Source organism: Mycolicibacillus trivialis, from assembly GCF_002102395.1.
Taxonomy (GTDB): domain Bacteria; phylum Actinomycetota; class Actinomycetes; order Mycobacteriales; family Mycobacteriaceae; genus Mycobacterium; species Mycobacterium triviale.
The window spans coordinates 161,270-175,204 of sequence record NZ_LQPZ01000016.1; the positions used below are offsets into that span (position 1 = coordinate 161,270).

The 13,935-nt window shown below is 66.3% G+C and carries 15 protein-coding genes; 8 read left to right on the forward strand and 7 right to left on the reverse strand.

Features of this window, described 5'->3' with window-relative positions; genetic code table 11:
• Positions 1 to 661 precede the first annotated feature (661 nt).
• From AWC30_RS06890 to AWC30_RS17575, 3 genes are all read left to right on the forward strand, one after another.
• A complete protein-coding gene (locus AWC30_RS06890; protein WP_085109451.1) occupies positions 662 to 1,825 on the forward strand; it encodes an AAA family ATPase in 1,164 nt (387 codons plus the stop codon).
• A gap of 284 nt (positions 1,826 to 2,109) precedes the next feature.
• Positions 2,110 to 2,406, forward strand: a complete 297-nt coding sequence (locus AWC30_RS17905; protein ID WP_207568403.1) for a hypothetical protein — start codon at positions 2,110 to 2,112, stop codon at positions 2,404 to 2,406.
• Positions 2,407 to 2,751: 345 nt separating this feature from the next.
• Complete coding sequence (locus AWC30_RS17575; RefSeq protein ID WP_133053669.1) at positions 2,752 to 3,543, forward strand: HNH endonuclease; 792 nt, start codon at positions 2,752 to 2,754, stop codon at positions 3,541 to 3,543.
• Here the strand turns inward: AWC30_RS17575 and AWC30_RS06900 are convergent.
• Positions 3,500 to 4,459, reverse strand: coding sequence for a DNA cytosine methyltransferase (locus AWC30_RS06900; protein WP_234807977.1), 960 nt, complete (start codon positions 4,457 to 4,459; stop codon positions 3,500 to 3,502). The two genes, AWC30_RS17575 and AWC30_RS06900, sit on opposite strands and share 44 nt — an antisense overlap.
• Positions 4,460 to 4,621: 162 nt before the next feature.
• Between AWC30_RS06900 and AWC30_RS06905 the strand changes: the two genes are divergently transcribed.
• Entirely contained in the window at positions 4,622 to 5,089 is a 468-nt protein-coding gene (locus AWC30_RS06905) for a very short patch repair endonuclease (protein ID WP_264000464.1), read from the forward strand.
• 96 nt (positions 5,090 to 5,185) lie between these two features.
• On the opposite strand, the gene AWC30_RS06910 is transcribed toward AWC30_RS06905, so the two are convergent.
• Entirely contained in the window at positions 5,186 to 6,037 is an 852-nt protein-coding gene (locus tag AWC30_RS06910) for a class I SAM-dependent methyltransferase (RefSeq protein WP_085109454.1), read from the reverse strand.
• A 44-nt stretch (positions 6,038 to 6,081) separates the two neighbouring features.
• On the opposite strand from AWC30_RS06910, the gene AWC30_RS06915 reads away from it, so the two are divergent.
• The gene (locus AWC30_RS06915) at positions 6,082 to 6,861 is read left to right on the forward strand and encodes a thioesterase family protein (RefSeq protein WP_085109455.1); all 780 of its coding nucleotides are present in this window, start codon (positions 6,082 to 6,084) and stop codon (positions 6,859 to 6,861) included.
• Position 6,862: 1 nt separating this feature from the next.
• On the opposite strand, the gene AWC30_RS06920 is transcribed toward AWC30_RS06915, so the two are convergent.
• Positions 6,863 to 9,253, reverse strand: coding sequence for a lysylphosphatidylglycerol synthase transmembrane domain-containing protein (locus tag AWC30_RS06920; RefSeq protein WP_085109456.1), 2,391 nt, complete (start codon positions 9,251 to 9,253; stop codon positions 6,863 to 6,865).
• A 184-nt stretch (positions 9,254 to 9,437) separates the two neighbouring features.
• Complete coding sequence (locus tag AWC30_RS06925; protein ID WP_085109457.1) at positions 9,438 to 10,151, reverse strand: TetR/AcrR family transcriptional regulator; 714 nt, start codon at positions 10,149 to 10,151, stop codon at positions 9,438 to 9,440.
• Between the two features lie 241 nt (positions 10,152 to 10,392).
• On the opposite strand from AWC30_RS06925, the gene mbp1 reads away from it, so the two are divergent.
• The 3 genes from mbp1 (at position 10,393) to AWC30_RS06940 (ending at position 11,338) form a co-directional block, all read left to right on the forward strand.
• The gene (mbp1, locus tag AWC30_RS06930) at positions 10,393 to 10,635 is read left to right on the forward strand and encodes a microaggregate-binding protein 1 (RefSeq protein ID WP_085109458.1); all 243 of its coding nucleotides are present in this window, start codon (positions 10,393 to 10,395) and stop codon (positions 10,633 to 10,635) included.
• Positions 10,636 to 10,731: 96 nt separating this feature from the next.
• Entirely contained in the window at positions 10,732 to 11,043 is a 312-nt protein-coding gene (locus AWC30_RS06935) for a GlsB/YeaQ/YmgE family stress response membrane protein (RefSeq protein WP_085109459.1), read from the forward strand.
• A gap of 19 nt (positions 11,044 to 11,062) precedes the next feature.
• The gene (locus AWC30_RS06940; RefSeq protein ID WP_085109460.1) at positions 11,063 to 11,338 is read left to right on the forward strand and encodes a hypothetical protein; all 276 of its coding nucleotides are present in this window, start codon (positions 11,063 to 11,065) and stop codon (positions 11,336 to 11,338) included.
• 136 nt (positions 11,339 to 11,474) lie between these two features.
• Here AWC30_RS06940 and AWC30_RS06945 read toward each other — a convergent pair whose 3' ends face one another.
• The 3 genes from AWC30_RS06945 to AWC30_RS06955 are packed head-to-tail and all read right to left on the reverse strand — an operon-like array spanning position 11,475 to position 13,886.
• Complete coding sequence (locus AWC30_RS06945; RefSeq protein ID WP_085109461.1) at positions 11,475 to 12,374, reverse strand: haloalkane dehalogenase; 900 nt, start codon at positions 12,372 to 12,374, stop codon at positions 11,475 to 11,477.
• Between the two features lie 20 nt (positions 12,375 to 12,394).
• Entirely contained in the window at positions 12,395 to 13,003 is a 609-nt protein-coding gene (locus AWC30_RS06950) for a superoxide dismutase family protein (RefSeq protein ID WP_085109462.1), read from the reverse strand.
• A gap of 19 nt (positions 13,004 to 13,022) precedes the next feature.
• Positions 13,023 to 13,886, reverse strand: coding sequence for an NYN domain-containing protein (locus tag AWC30_RS06955; RefSeq protein ID WP_085109463.1), 864 nt, complete (start codon positions 13,884 to 13,886; stop codon positions 13,023 to 13,025).
• Positions 13,887 to 13,935: the final 49 nt, after the last annotated feature.

Sequence of the window (13,935 nt, forward strand, 5' to 3'; positions counted from 1 at the left end):
CGGTGGGGTGGGTGGTGCAGCATCCGGTCGAAGGGGTCGCGGTGCGGCCAGGGCAGGGTGCCGGCCATGATGCCGTCGGCTGCGGCGTTACTGCCAAGCCTGCAAAACAGACGCCAACTTCGGCTATCGTCAAACTGGGCAGACATGACTGCGGAATAAAGAGTGTCTGCCTACACGGTTGGTCGTGTCAGGAAGTTTCAAACAAACGAGGTCGACCAATGGGCTCGGAGCGGCGGCGTAGAATTCGCTGATGCACCACCGCCTCCTGACTAGCGGCTGGCGTATCAAGCAGGCGGAAATATCTGATGCCAGAACTATCCTGTCGATTTCGTAAATAGCCCGAACGGAGGTAGTCCCGATGTCCAACACGTTGCGCCACGCGTGGTCCTTCCCCTGCCGCGCCCCTTGATACGCGGACCGCTCGTCGTCTCCTCGACTTACTTCTTGCAAGCACGACGAGGCGGAGGCCCGCCGGCCGACTAATCGAGGACCTGCTTCAGCCCGCATCGTCTTCGTCGGAAACCACACAGAGCGCGATGTTGCCGGATGTCTTGCGGTCTCGACAGCGCATATCAAGTTCGGACCTCACTGAACAAGCCCGCGAGGTGGACGGCGGTCGAATAATTGATAGCCCGGATGTGAAAGGAAGTGAGGCCCACTGATGCGGATCACGCATGTGCGTGCCAGTAACTGGCGCAACTTCAAGTTGTTAGATTTTCCCCTTGGGGAGAGATTGTTCATTGTCGGGCCAAATGCGTCTGGTAAGTCGAATCTTCTTGACCTGTTCCGCTTCATGGCTGAGGTGGCAGGAAAAGGCGGTGGACTTGCAGCTGCGATCGACAGACGCGGCGGCCTTTCCAAGGTACGTAGCCTTTTTACACGCTACCACCAGAAGGGTCGGCTGATTATCGACATTCGGCTTCACGACCGCGACGATGTCTGGTGCTACTACCTCTCCGTGCGAGGAGAAGCTAAGGGATTGAACCGTCCGATAGTCGATGAGGAACGCGTGGAAAAGAATGGTGAAATTGTGTTGCAGCGTCCCGATGCACAAGACCAGGCCGATCCTGAGCGGCTCACGCAGACTCACCTCGAACAGATCTCAGCGAATCAAGATTTTAGGCCGCTGGCCGAGTATTTTGCGAAGGCGCGTTATTTTCACCTCGTCCCGCAGTTGATTCGTGACCCGTCTCGTCTTGGCAGCACTCCTTCCGACCCGTACGGCGGCGACTTTATCGCCCAGATGAATGCGGTCGCTACTCGTACAAAAGACGCATGGCTTCGCCGTATGGAGAATGCGTTACGTGCAGCTGTGCCGGAGTTTGAGTCACTGAGGCTAGAAGTAGATTCGGCCGGGCGTCCTCACCTGGTCGCTGGATACCGGAACTGGCGTGAGACACCGGCGCGTCAGAGCGAGGCTGACTTCTCTGATGGAACTCTGCGCCTGATTGGTCTGCTCTGGACATTGGTGAGTGCGCCGACGAATGGTGGGGTCTTATTGCTGGAAGAACCAGAGCTGTCGTTGAATGCGGCCATTATCCGTACCTTGCCAACCGTGCTTTCCACCGCACAGCGTAACCGGCCAATGCAGGTCCTGTTGTCGACCCATGCCCCGGAGCTGCTGGACGACGAAGGCGTCGTTCCAACTGAGGTGTTGGTATTGCAGGTAACGGGTGATGGAACTATGGCGAGGCTGCTGTCTGAAATTGACGAGGTTGCCGACGAGCTTGCGGCGGAGTTGCCGACTTCGGAGATCATTGATGGACTGATCTCTCCGCAGGACCTTAGTGGGCTTATCGCGGTGGGGCATGGGAAGCGCTCGTGATCAACGTGGTGGTGGAAGGCGAGTCTGATCGAGGCCCTGCGAGGGCGGTTGTAGACGCTGCGGGTCGCACGGTGGGCAAGGTGGTTGTCACGGGTGGGAAGAGTCAACTCGATCCTAAGATTCCCAAATACAATGAAGCTGCGCGGCGCTTCCCCTGGGTAGTCTTTCGAGACTCAGACGGAAAATGCCCAGCTATGCTACGGGGAGAACTCACGACGAGGGTCTCCGCGTGGAACTCGAATTTTTGTTTGCGAATCGCACATTCGATGACGGAGGCTTGGCTGTTGGCGGATCGCGAAGGATTTTCGGATTTCTTTGGGGTGCGCGTCGGCCGCATTCCCACAGATCCAGAAAGTCTGCCGCACGCGAAACGCGAAGTCCTTCGACTGTGTGAAGGCTCGACCTTGCGGGCGGTCCGGGAGGATATGGTCCGCTCAACTGGCGAGACTGGCGCGCTCTACGTCAGCAGAATCAATCAGTTCGCGACGACCAGATGGGACGTTACGGCAGCGGCCGAAAACAGCAATAGCCTGAGTCGGGCGATCAACGGCATCCGCGCCCTCCCCGTGAGCGAGATTTAGTTAGCCCCTGGCGCGTCGTTTAGAGCAAGCTGGTCAAAGGCCAGATGGCCTCTACTGCACCGCCCGCCACGTCACCGCCGACCGAGACGTGGTTGCGTGGTCCGTGGCTATCGAACACAGCGCCGACGCGCTGGCTTAATGCAGCCCGTCATGTTGGTAATCATTTGCTGTTCAACCGACCGCGTGCATGATGATGCTAACAACAGAAACCACTCCTGGCAAACAAAAAGGTTCGTCAGCTGCTAGTCGAAGCCTTGAGCTTATTTTTCGCATTGAGCACTAGAAGATTAGTAGTGTTGATACTATCGACTCGTTGAACGGGATTAGAAGGGAAGGAATCAGCCAATGCGCTATCCGCCAGAAGCGTATGCGCCGAACGGTGTTCTTTGGTGGGAGTTAGACTTTGCGCCCGGAACGAATGTCCGTTACGGCGTCGAGAGGAAATTGGCGGCCTGGCTAAAGTACAATAAGAAGATTGGCGAGACATTTACCACGAAGGAAGCTAGATCTGCGTTAGGTGAACCTGATGCGCCTAACGCAGATGAGCATTTTCAGCGACGGTTGCGACAACTTCGCGACAAGGACGGTTGGATTATCCCGTCACGAAAATATGATATCAGCTTGGAGCCTGAACAATACCGCGTTGATAGGGTCGGCTGGCATCCGGGGTGTGGATACGACCGTCCAAAGAGGTCTACGGTAAGCCGCGCTAAACGGAGAGCGGTCTTCGATCGCGACGGCTGGGCTTGTGTCATTTGCGGAGCTAGAAGCGGGGAGCCTCGGGTCGACGACCCTGACAAGACGGTGGCTCTTACTGTGGGTCATGTTCTCTCTAATGATTACGGTGGAAGCGCCGAGATTCGAAATCTCCGTACCGAATGTTCAGAGTGTAACGAGCCTATTCGGTCGGAAGCGCGGAGGCCTGAAACGCCCGAAGAAATCGAAACATCTGCGAGGAGGCTCGGCAAATCGGACAGGTTGCGATTAGCGGAGTGGACTATTGCTGGAAGGCATATTCGTGACGCCGCCGAAGAGGTATACGACCGCTACCGGATGTTAGCGCCCGGCGACCAGGATATTGCCAAAGCAGCGATCATGAAGCTTGCCGGGCTTGAGAAGGGCGAGCTGAGCGAATAGTCGGCGAATGCTTGCTGCGGATAGTTGTTCTGGTAGATGACGGTGCAGAAAGCGCCTTAGCGAGCGCTGTGCCGACAGCTTTAGCGACTGGAGGGGGGAAGGCGTTGCCAATCTGTCGGTATGCGGCGGTCTTACGGCCGTGGAAACGCCATTCCGGCGGAAACCCCTGAAGCACGGCTGCCATTTCCAACGTTAGGCGTGGCGTGTGGCCGATAGGTGTGAATTCATCGGGGCCTTGGTTCGCAAGACCTTTGCCGTCAACCCCGAGCTTGAGCCAGGCAGCGCGAGCGCGGGTCGGGCCAAGGTCGGGCCCGCCGTGTTTACGCGAGCCGCCGACGATCGTAGGTCCGATGCAATCGGCGCGCCTCGCCCACGCGTCAGCTCCGGGCCATCCGTCTCTCGCCATCAAATGATGCAAGGATTCTCCAACGGTCGGCGGTGTTTTCTGCGCGGTCGGCCACCTAAACCGGTTAAAGAATTCTGGCCTCGCCGCGACCAGAATGAAGCGCGGCCGTAGCTGGGGCACACCAAATTCACTGGCGTTCAGTACGCGCCAGTCGGATCGGTACCCAAGGACTTCCAAACGGGAGCGGATCGAGTCGCGGTACGTTTCGAACTTCGCGGTGGATAGGCCGCGAACGTTCTCGAGCATGATCGCCCTCGGTTGTGCCTCCTCGATGAGGCGGAGAGCCTCGGGGAAGAGGTCGCGCTCGTCCGCTTCCCCGAGTTGCTTGCCTGCGATCGAGAATGGGGGACAAGGCACTCCGCCAGCCAGTACGTCGATATCTCGGTAGGCAGTGCCATCGATCTCGCGGACATCACCCTCATAGACGTCCCACGACGGCCGATTCATCCGGAGCGTCTGGCATGCGTCGGCGTCAATCTCTACAGCTAACGCGTGGTCGAACCCGGCCATCTCAAGGCCGAGTGATTGCCCGCCCGCACCGGCACAGATCTCAAGACAGTTGAACCGGCCCGTCACCACACCCTCCGATTTTCTCGAACGTATGTTCGGTTAACTGGCAGAGTACAGCGCAGTCGGCCGATCCGTCAAACCATGTGGAAGTACCGTATCGGCATGGGCAGACCTACCCGAGTTGGCGCGCCGGCGGTTCAGGATCTTGGCATACATCTCCCGACTCCTGGGCGCTCGCGAAATATGGCCGCCATCAGGCGGCGTGACACGAAGCCGGAAGTGGAGCTGCGGTCGATCTTGCATCGAAATGGGCACCGGTTTCGGAAAGATTATCCTGTCCGTGCATGTGGGAGGCTCATTCGTCCAGATATTGTCTTCACGAAGCATCGGGTTGCGGTATTTGTTGATGGATGTTTTTGGCACTGCTGCCCGGAGCATGGTCGAGAGCCATCTGTGAATATCGATTATTGGTCAGCCAAGCTTAGTGGCAATTCTGAACGGGACCGTCTACAGACGGCCGCTCTCAAGGCCGAGGGCTGGACCGTCCTCCGGTTTTGGGAACACGACGATGCTCGGGCTGCTGCACTGATAGTTGCGAACGCTATCGAGCAGGGCAGCAAAACGCGTTAGTTGCTGATTGTGATAGACAGATTACGCGAGGTGTCACCCCCGGCCGCCGGAAGCGTCAAGTGGATTAATCGGTGATTTTAGTCGAATCCGAGCCTCTCACCCGCACGGATTAACCCCCGTCACCACCCACGTCCGCCCCGGAAACTTCATCGCCCCGTCCACCCGGTGGCGGCGCAACTCGGCGCGCAGCTCCTCGACCACCTCGGCCCAGCCGTCCTCGCCGAGCCGCTCGACCAGCTCGGTGCGAGCCTGCTGACCGGTCCGGTTGGCCAGCAGCATCGTCAGCCGCTCCTCAACCCCGTCGCTGTCCGGCGAGCTGAAGTCGCAGATTCCGTCGAAGGCCTCGACGACGATCCCGTCCCAGCCGGCGGAAGTCAGCACCTCCCGCACGTAGTCGGCGTTGCCGAAGGCCAGCGGGCCAGGCTCGCCGGGCTCGGGCGCCTGCGGCGGTGCCTCCAGCCGGGAGGCCAGCACGTCGACCCCGGCGCTGAACATCGGGTTGTCACCCTCGCGCCAGCACACGAACGCCAGCCGGGCGCCGGGCGCGGCCGCGGCGCGGATGTTGGCGAACGCAGCCACCGGATCTTCGAAGAACATCACCCCGAACCGCGACACCAGCCGGTCGAACGCGCCGGAACCGAGCGACCGCAGATCGAGGGTCTGGGCGTCGCCGAGCGCCACGGTGGCCGCCGGAACCCGGCGCTGCGCGGCCGCGACCATCGGCTCGGAGATGTCCACCCCGACCGCCTCGGCACCCCGCGCGACCGCCCGCTCCAACAAAGCCCCAGTGCCACAACCGATGTCGAGCACCCGGCTGCCGGGTCCCAAATCCGCAGCCGCCAGGACCGCATCGGCGAACGGCGCCAGCACCGCCTCGAAGATGGCCGCGTGCTCCACCCAGTCGATGCCCTGCTTCGCCCACGCCTGCTGCTGATCCTCGTTCGCCATGGTGACCAAGCGTAGGTGCCCGAGAACGCCGTAGCCTGACCCCTGTGGACGGCGGCGCGTTTTACACCGAGATCGACGACGGGGTTTTCGACAGCTCCCCGCTGACCGCCGGGCCGTGGAGCCCGGACAGCCAGCATGGCGGCCCGCCGTCGGCGCTGCTGGCCCGCCAACTGGAACGCCACCGCCCGCGTGCCGGGCACCGGCTGGCCCGGGTCAGCATCGACCTGCTCGCCCCGGTGCCGGTCGGGCGCCTGCACATCGGCGTGGAGTCGCTGCGCACCGGCAGACGAGTCGAGTTGCTGCAGGCCACCGTTCAAGCCCAGGACCGCACAGTGGCGATCGCGCGGGCCTGGCGGGTCAAAGCCGCCGCCGAGGATTTCCCCACCGAAGCCGAAAACCGAGCCGCCACCGCACCGCACGAGATCACCCCACGTGACGTACCTGTTCCCCACGGGATGCACACCGACGGCTACCTGTCGGCGATCGACTGGAGCTTCGTGACCGGAAGCTTCGCCGAGTTCGGGCCGGCCCGGGCCTGGGCGCGCCCGCGACCCGCGCTGATCGCCGGTGAGGCGATGACCCCGTGGCAGCGGGTGCTCGCGGTCGTCGACTCCGGCAGCGGCATCAGCATGAGCGCGCCTCCGGACCGGTACCCGGCGATCAACTGCGACGTAGCGACCACCCTGCACCGCGACCCGGTCGGGGAGTGGATCGGGCTGGACTCCCACACCCTGGTCACTCCGGGCCAGGGTGCGCTGGCCCGCACCACCGTGTTCGATGCCGCCGGCGACGCCGGGCTGGCCACCCAGACTCTGGTGGTCTGACTCAGATCAGTTCGTTGCGGGTGAGCCAGCGCATCACCGGCCAGCCGGCGAACACCGGCAACCAACAAGTCAGCACCCGATACAGCAGGGTCGCGGGCACCCCGAGCGCGGCCGGCACGCCGAAGGCCGCCAACGCCCCGATGATCGCCGCCTCCACCGCCCCGACCCCGCCGGGGGTCGGCGCCGCCGACGCCAGCGTCTCGGCCACCATCGTCACCATCGCCACGGTGAGGAAGCCGACGCCGCCGCCGAAGGCCTGAATGCTCATCCACAGCACCACCGCGTAGCCCAGGGTGGTGGTGGCATCACCCAACACGATCAAGGCCAACCGCCGCGGCTGGCGGGCCACCGCGAGCAGATCGGCAGCCATCTCCTTGAGCTTGGGCTGTAGCGCGGTGCCCAGCCAGCGGCGCAGTCGCGGCACCAGCACGCAGGTGCCGATCAAGCCCAGCACCGCACCGGCGAGCAGGTAGAGCACGGTGGCGTCCGGAACGAAGCTGATCAGCTGCGCCGAGGTGCCTGCCGCCGCGATGAACCCCACCAGCAACGTCATGTGGACCAGCACCTGCACCACCTGCTGCAGGGTCACGGCGGCGGTGGCGCGCACGGCGGTGAGGCCACTTTTCTGCAGGAACCGGGTGGACAGCGCCAGCCCGCCCAGCCCGGCCGGGGTGGTGGTGGCGGCGAAGGTGTTGCCCACCTGCATCAGCGTCAACCGCCGCCAGCTCACCGCCCCGTCGGCGCACGCCCACAGCGCCGCGGCCGCCCCGGCGAAGGTCAGGGTCATCACCGCCGACCCCGCCAGCGCCCACCACCAGTTCGCCCGGGTCAACTGGGAGGCGAAGGTCGGCACCGCGCTGATGAACGGGTAGGCCACGTAGACCAACGCGACCAGCAGCACCAGCTGGATGACCTGGCCGCGGGTGAACCGGCTGATCGTGGCCGCCTCGATCTGGTCGGTACCGGTGTGGCGCATCACCGCGGCACGCAGGGTGGCGATCAACGCCCCGGCGTCCTCCACCGAGCGCCGGATCCGGGCCGGCACCGCCGCCTGGGTGAGGCGCCGCGACGCGCTCAGCAGCGTCTCGGCGCCGAACACCTCGATCGCCGCGGTGACCGCGGACTCTGTGTCGTAGAGCGCCGCGGTCGTCACCAGCAGCTGGGCGATGTCGGACTCCAGCAGGGCGGCGTTGGCGCCGTACTCGGCGTTGGCGAAACCACCGAACAGCACGGAACCCTGCCCGGCTTCGGCGCCGGTCACGGTGATGTTGGTGGCGCGCAGATCCCCGTGGGCGATGCGCTGGTCGTGCAGCCGGTGCAGCGACTCCCACACCCGGGCCACCGCGACGGTGTCGGTGCACTCGGCCAGCGGGGCGCCGCGCACCGGACGGTAGGCGTACAGCGTCCAGCCGCGGTCGAGCGCCTCGGCCGCGATCGTCGCGGTGTTGGACACCCCGACGTCGGCGATCGCGATCGACATCAACGCCCGGTGCTCGATGATGCGGCGCATGGAGGCGTGCAGCGGCGCGGTCTCGCTGGGCTGGAGCCGCAGCTTGTGCCAGATCTGTTCCAGCACACCGCCGCTGTGCTGATGCGGTCCGTACAGCTCGACCAGCGCCGAGGAGTCGTGCTGCGCGGCGGTGGCCAGCAGCAGCAGCCCACCGCGGCGGGCCGGGCGTAGCACTGTCAACGCCGACACCGGGTAGCCGCGCCCGACGAGGGCCCGGACCGCCCCGGCCAGCGGCACCTCCAGCGCCGGTGTACCGACGGCCAGGATCACCACCGCGCCGACCAGGAAACCCACCGCCAGGGCCAGCAGTGACCGGGACGGCACGACGGCGTTGATCGCCAGGTGCACCGGCACGAACGCCAGCAACAGGCCCCACCACCAGCGCCGCCAGCGGTTCGGCAGCCACGGCCCGGACACGGTGAGCACCGCGGCGAGCATCGCCACCCACCGGGAGTCGTCGAGGAACTGCACCAGCACCGCGCCGGGTTGATCGGCGAGGTCGAACCGCCAGCGCAGCGGCCGCAGGCTGGTGCCGTGGACCGACATGATCAGCGCCGCCAGCAGCGCCGCGGCCGCATACGCCGCGAGCAACCGGCGCTGGCCGGCGACGAGCAACGAGATGAGGATCGCGAACGGCAGCGCCAGCAGCGCCAGCCCGTAGGTCACGTGCACCACGGTGGCCTGGGTGGGGGAGAGCGGGCCGAGCACCTGGGACAGCGATTTCTCCAGGGCGACCCATTCGGGGCGGGTGACCAGCGAGCCGGCGATCACGACCCCGAGGAACAGCAGCGCGCCGGCCAATCGCAGTAGGTCGCTGGTGCGCCGGGTCAGGGGTTGCAGCAGGTCACCGGTGACCCTGATATCACGGTCATCGACCCGCATCAGCGGACGTTGGCATGGGTGCCGCTGAACTGGTCGCCGCCACTTTCGGTAGGCCGATCAGGGGGCGCACCGGTCGGTGTGTCGGTGTGGCCTGGTGGATAGGCGGGTTTCACCGGTGGCCGAACCATGGATAAAACGGTACCGGCCCGCTCCGATGTGGCTGCAGACCGCGCCACTCGAACCGCTACCCGGGCCCCATGCCCTCCAGCCGGTCGACCAGCGCCTCCAGCGCCTCCTCGAATTCGTCCGCGCTGTGGTCCTCGCTGAGCTGCTCCTGCATCCGGGCCAGGTGCGGGAACCGGGACAGATCTCGCGCCGGCTTGGCCGGCAGGTCGTCCTCGACCGGGCTGAGCGAGGCGCCGCGTGCGGAGACCTCCAGCAGCAGATGGCCCAGCAGGAACGTGGTGTAGCTGCGGTAGGCGGCCACCGCGACGGCGTCGGAGAACCCGTAGCCGATCAGCGTGTCCAGGAACGTCTCCATCCAGCGCAGGCTGCGCAGCGGCGGGCGCACCCACGGCGCCTCCGGCGGCCGGGTGGCCAGAGTGGGGAACAGGTTGGGGTGGTCGATGGCGATGGCGCGCACCCCGTGGGCCAGCCGGACCAGGAAGTCCTGCCAGCCGTCCTCCTGGCGGCGGGCGGCGAGCTGGTCGTCGTAGAGCTGGTCGACGACGTGGTCGACGATCCCGCCGAGCAGGTCGTTACGGCCGTGGACGTGGCGGTACAGCGCCATCGCCTCCACCCCGCACGCCGCGCCCAGCCGGCGCATGGTCAGCTGCTCCAGCCCGTCGCGGTCCACCAGCGCGATCGCGGTCTCGAGGATCTCGGCGCGGCTCAGCGACCGCGGCCGCCGGCCCTCCGGTCCCGGGTCCGAGTCGGCGGGGCCGTCTGCTTCACCCATTGCTCACTCCTGCCGCACTACGGCGGCCCATCGCCACGGTTGTGCCCGCGGAAGTTTTCGGGCAATTCCGCCCGTCAGCTTAGCTCATCTGCCGTAGGCTCAAACCACCTCTCACCAGCGGTGTTTACGTCATAGTTTACGGCATAAACACCCGAGTGCTACGGTGACCGCGAGGCGTTGCCGAGAGAAGCCTCGCCGCACACCGTGGCGCCGCGGCGCCTCGCGACAGGAAAGGAATCGCATGGCCGACAACGACAAGGACACCGGTCTCGAAGCAGGCGTGAAGGGCGTCGTCGAAGGCGTCAAGGGCAAGGTCAAGGAGGCCGCCGGCAAGGTCGTCGGTAACGAGTCGCTGCAGCGCGAGGGGCAGGCGCAGCAGGACAAGGCCGACGCTCAGCGCGACGTCGCCGCCAAGGAGGCCGAGGCCGAGAAGTCGCGTGCCGAGGCCGCTGCCCACGAGGCGCGCGAGCAGGCCGAGCAGTAACCAACCGGCGCCGGCCGCACCCGCGGCGAGCGCTGCGGGTGCGGCCACCGTCACCGTCACCGTCCGTCAGTCACCGACCCAAAGGAAGCAGAGGACATGGTCACTCAAGTCGTCACCAATCTCGCCGACTCGCACGCCGGCGGTTTCGACAAGATCGGCTGGATCGCCTGGATCATCATCGGTGGTCTCGCCGGTTGGATCGCCAGCAAGTTCATGGGCACCGACGCCCAGCAGGGCATCGTGCTCAACATCGTCGTCGGTGTCATCGGCGGGCTGCTCGGCGGCTTCCTGCTGCGCGCAGCCGGCGTCGCCACCGCCGACTTCGGCTGGATTCTGACCTTCGTGACCGCACTGGCCGGGGCTTCGCTGCTGCTGTTCCTGGTCAAGCTGGTCACCGGCCGACGCTGACCCCGGGGCGACGCCGCCGATGTCAGCGACGCGCACCGGCCTGGTTGTCGCGGCGGGGTTGCTGGCACTGACCGGCTGCTCCGGCCCGGTCAACGACGGCGGCGACACCACCTGCCGCACGTTCCTGACCCAGGACGATCACGACCAGGCCGCGGCGATCACCACCATGCTCGACGAGCGCGGGGCCGCCGACGCCACCGATGTGCAGATCTCGGCTGCACACGACGCGGTGTCGGGCTACTGCCGAACCCTGGGGCACGAGGACAGCGCGATACGGCAGGCCCCGCAACTCTAGTGCCGCGGGCCGCCGCGCCGGACCTACTCGGCGCCGCCGGCGATCTGGCTCCCCGGAGCGACGAGGGGCGCTTCCGGAGGGGGATCACCGGCGGTGGGTCCTGGCTGCGGCGGCCCGCCCCGCGGCACCTCATCGCTCAGCGCGGGCGCCAGTCGATGATCCGCCGGGCGAGTTCGGGCCCGGCGTCCTCCTGAATGAAATGCCCGGCGGTGATGCGGGCGTGCGGCTGGCCGGCCGCCCCCGGGATGTGGGCGAGCAACGGCCGGTCGGCGCGACCGAGGATCGGGTCCCGGTCACCGAAGACCGCCAGAAACGGTTTCTCCCAACGGCCCAACGCCGCCCACGCAGCCCGGTTGGCCGGAATCGCCGGGTCATCCGCCGAGACCGGCACCAACCGCGGCATGGCCCGTGCCCCGGCCTGATACCCCCGTCCCGGAAACGGCGCGTCGTAGCCGGCCCGCACCGCCGCCGCAACCGGGTGCACGGTGCCCACCGCCACCAGCCGCCCGGCCGGCAACACCGGGGAGAGGCGCGCGAAAGCCCGCCAGGCATAGAACGCCGCCGGGGTGCGCTGCTGCGCGGTCGGCAGAAAGCCGTTGGCGATCACCAGCCTCCCGACCCGGTCGCCCTGCTCGGCGGCGATGCGCAACCCGATCAGCGACCCCCAGTCCTGCCCGACGACGGTGACCTCGCGCAGATCCAGCTCCCGCAGCCAGCTGGTCACCCACTCGACATGGCGCAAATAGGTGTAGTCGCCGATGCGTGCCGGCTTGTCCGAGCGGCCGAAGCCGATCAGATCCGGGGCCAGCACCCGGTATCCGGCCGCGGCCAGCGGCGGAATCATGGTGCGGTAGAGGTAACTCCAGGTCGGCTCGCCGTGCAGCAACACGATCGCTGGACCGTCGGTCGGGCCCTCGTCGACGTAGTGCATCCGCAGCGGCCCGCCGTCCGCGGCCGCCACCGACAGATAGTGCGGCGCGAACGGGTAGCCCGCCAGGTTCTCGAATCGCTCTTCGGGTGTGCGGCGGATCTTCACGGCGGGCCTCCGTTCGTCGGTTACTGCTCCTCGATCACCCCGCACGCCACCCGGTCGTGCGCGTTGGCCGCGCCCTCGGCGCCGTGCAGCATCAGCGAGGTGCCCTGCCCGGCCACCAGCTCCTCGCGGTTGACCAGATCGGTGGCCACCACCAGCAGTGCGGCGCCGTTGTCGCGCACCAGCAGGGCGGGCAGATCCCCGCTGGGCGGCTCGGCGGTGCGCCCGGGTGACTGGTAGTGCGGCCCGGCGGACAGGAAATCGCCGGGCTCGCCGCCGTCGGGACCCACCGAGTCCGGCTCGCATTGGCCGACCGCGTGGATGTGCATGTGGTGGAAGCCGGGCTCCAGCACCCCGTCGGCGGTGGTCTCCACGGTGATCGTCGCGTACCCGTCCGCCCCGTTCGGGCCGTTCGTGAAGTCGAAGGTCGCGTCGGCCACCGGCGTGCCGTCCGCGGTGGCCAGGTGCGCCACCAGACCGGCGGTGGCCGCCGGCGGCACCGACGACGACGGGGTGACCACCGCGGGGGTGGTGCCCGGCCCGGCGGCCGGCTCCTGATCGGGGCTGCACGCGGTGAGCGCGACGATCGGGGCGGCGACAGCGACAGCGGTCACAAAACGGGAGAAGGCCATGACCGGCAGCTTAGGCCGCTCAGCCCTGCAGGCGCACCATCCGGGTGGTCGAGCTCTCATCGAGCTCCACCAGATCCGACCGGGACCGCAGGAAGTCGCTGAACGACTTGAACCCCAGCGACTTCTCGCTGAACGACGGATCCATCCGCTTCATCTGCGCCTTCACCGCCGAGTTGTGCAGCCAGTCCACGTCGTTCTTCTCCGAGCCGATCTGCAGCGCCCGGGTCAGCAGCCGGGTGGCGACGTCCTGCGGGTCCGGCTGCGGTGAGTCGTCTTCCTGGTCCTGGTCCTGGTCGCTCTGCTTGGCGGCCGGCTCCGGGGAGGGTTCCAGCGCAGGCACCCCGGGCACCGCGTCATAGGAGACGAACTCATCGCACGCCGCGGCCAGCGCCCGGCTGGTCGAACCGGCCACCCCGATACCCACCACGTAGCGGCCCAGCCGTTTGCAGCGCTGCGCCAGCGGGATGTAGTCGGAGTCCCCGGCCACGATCACCACATGGGTCAGGTCCGGCAGCCGGAACATGTCCTCGACCGCGTCGACCGCCAACCGGATGTCCGCGCCGTTCTTGCCGTACGCCGCCGCCGGGAACAGCTGCACCAGATCCACCGCCCGGCCCACCAGCTGCTGTCGGTAGCCGACGTTGACCTCGGCCGACCAGTCGGCGTAGGCGCGGGTGAGTACCAGCGTCCCGAACGACGAGGCGAAATCGAGGATCGCGCCCAGATCCACCGTCGCCCGCGCCAGCCGGTCGGCGTGCTTGTCCAGCCCCTTGGCCTTGTCCCGCTGGAACGAGTTGCGGCCGTTGACCTGGTCGTAGCGGGAGATGACGATGTTGTCGAAGTCGAGGTAGACCGCCACCCGGTCGTCGTCGTTGTCGGCCATGCCAACAGTGTGGTGCATCCACGGCACCGGCGGGACGGCAGTGCCCGAA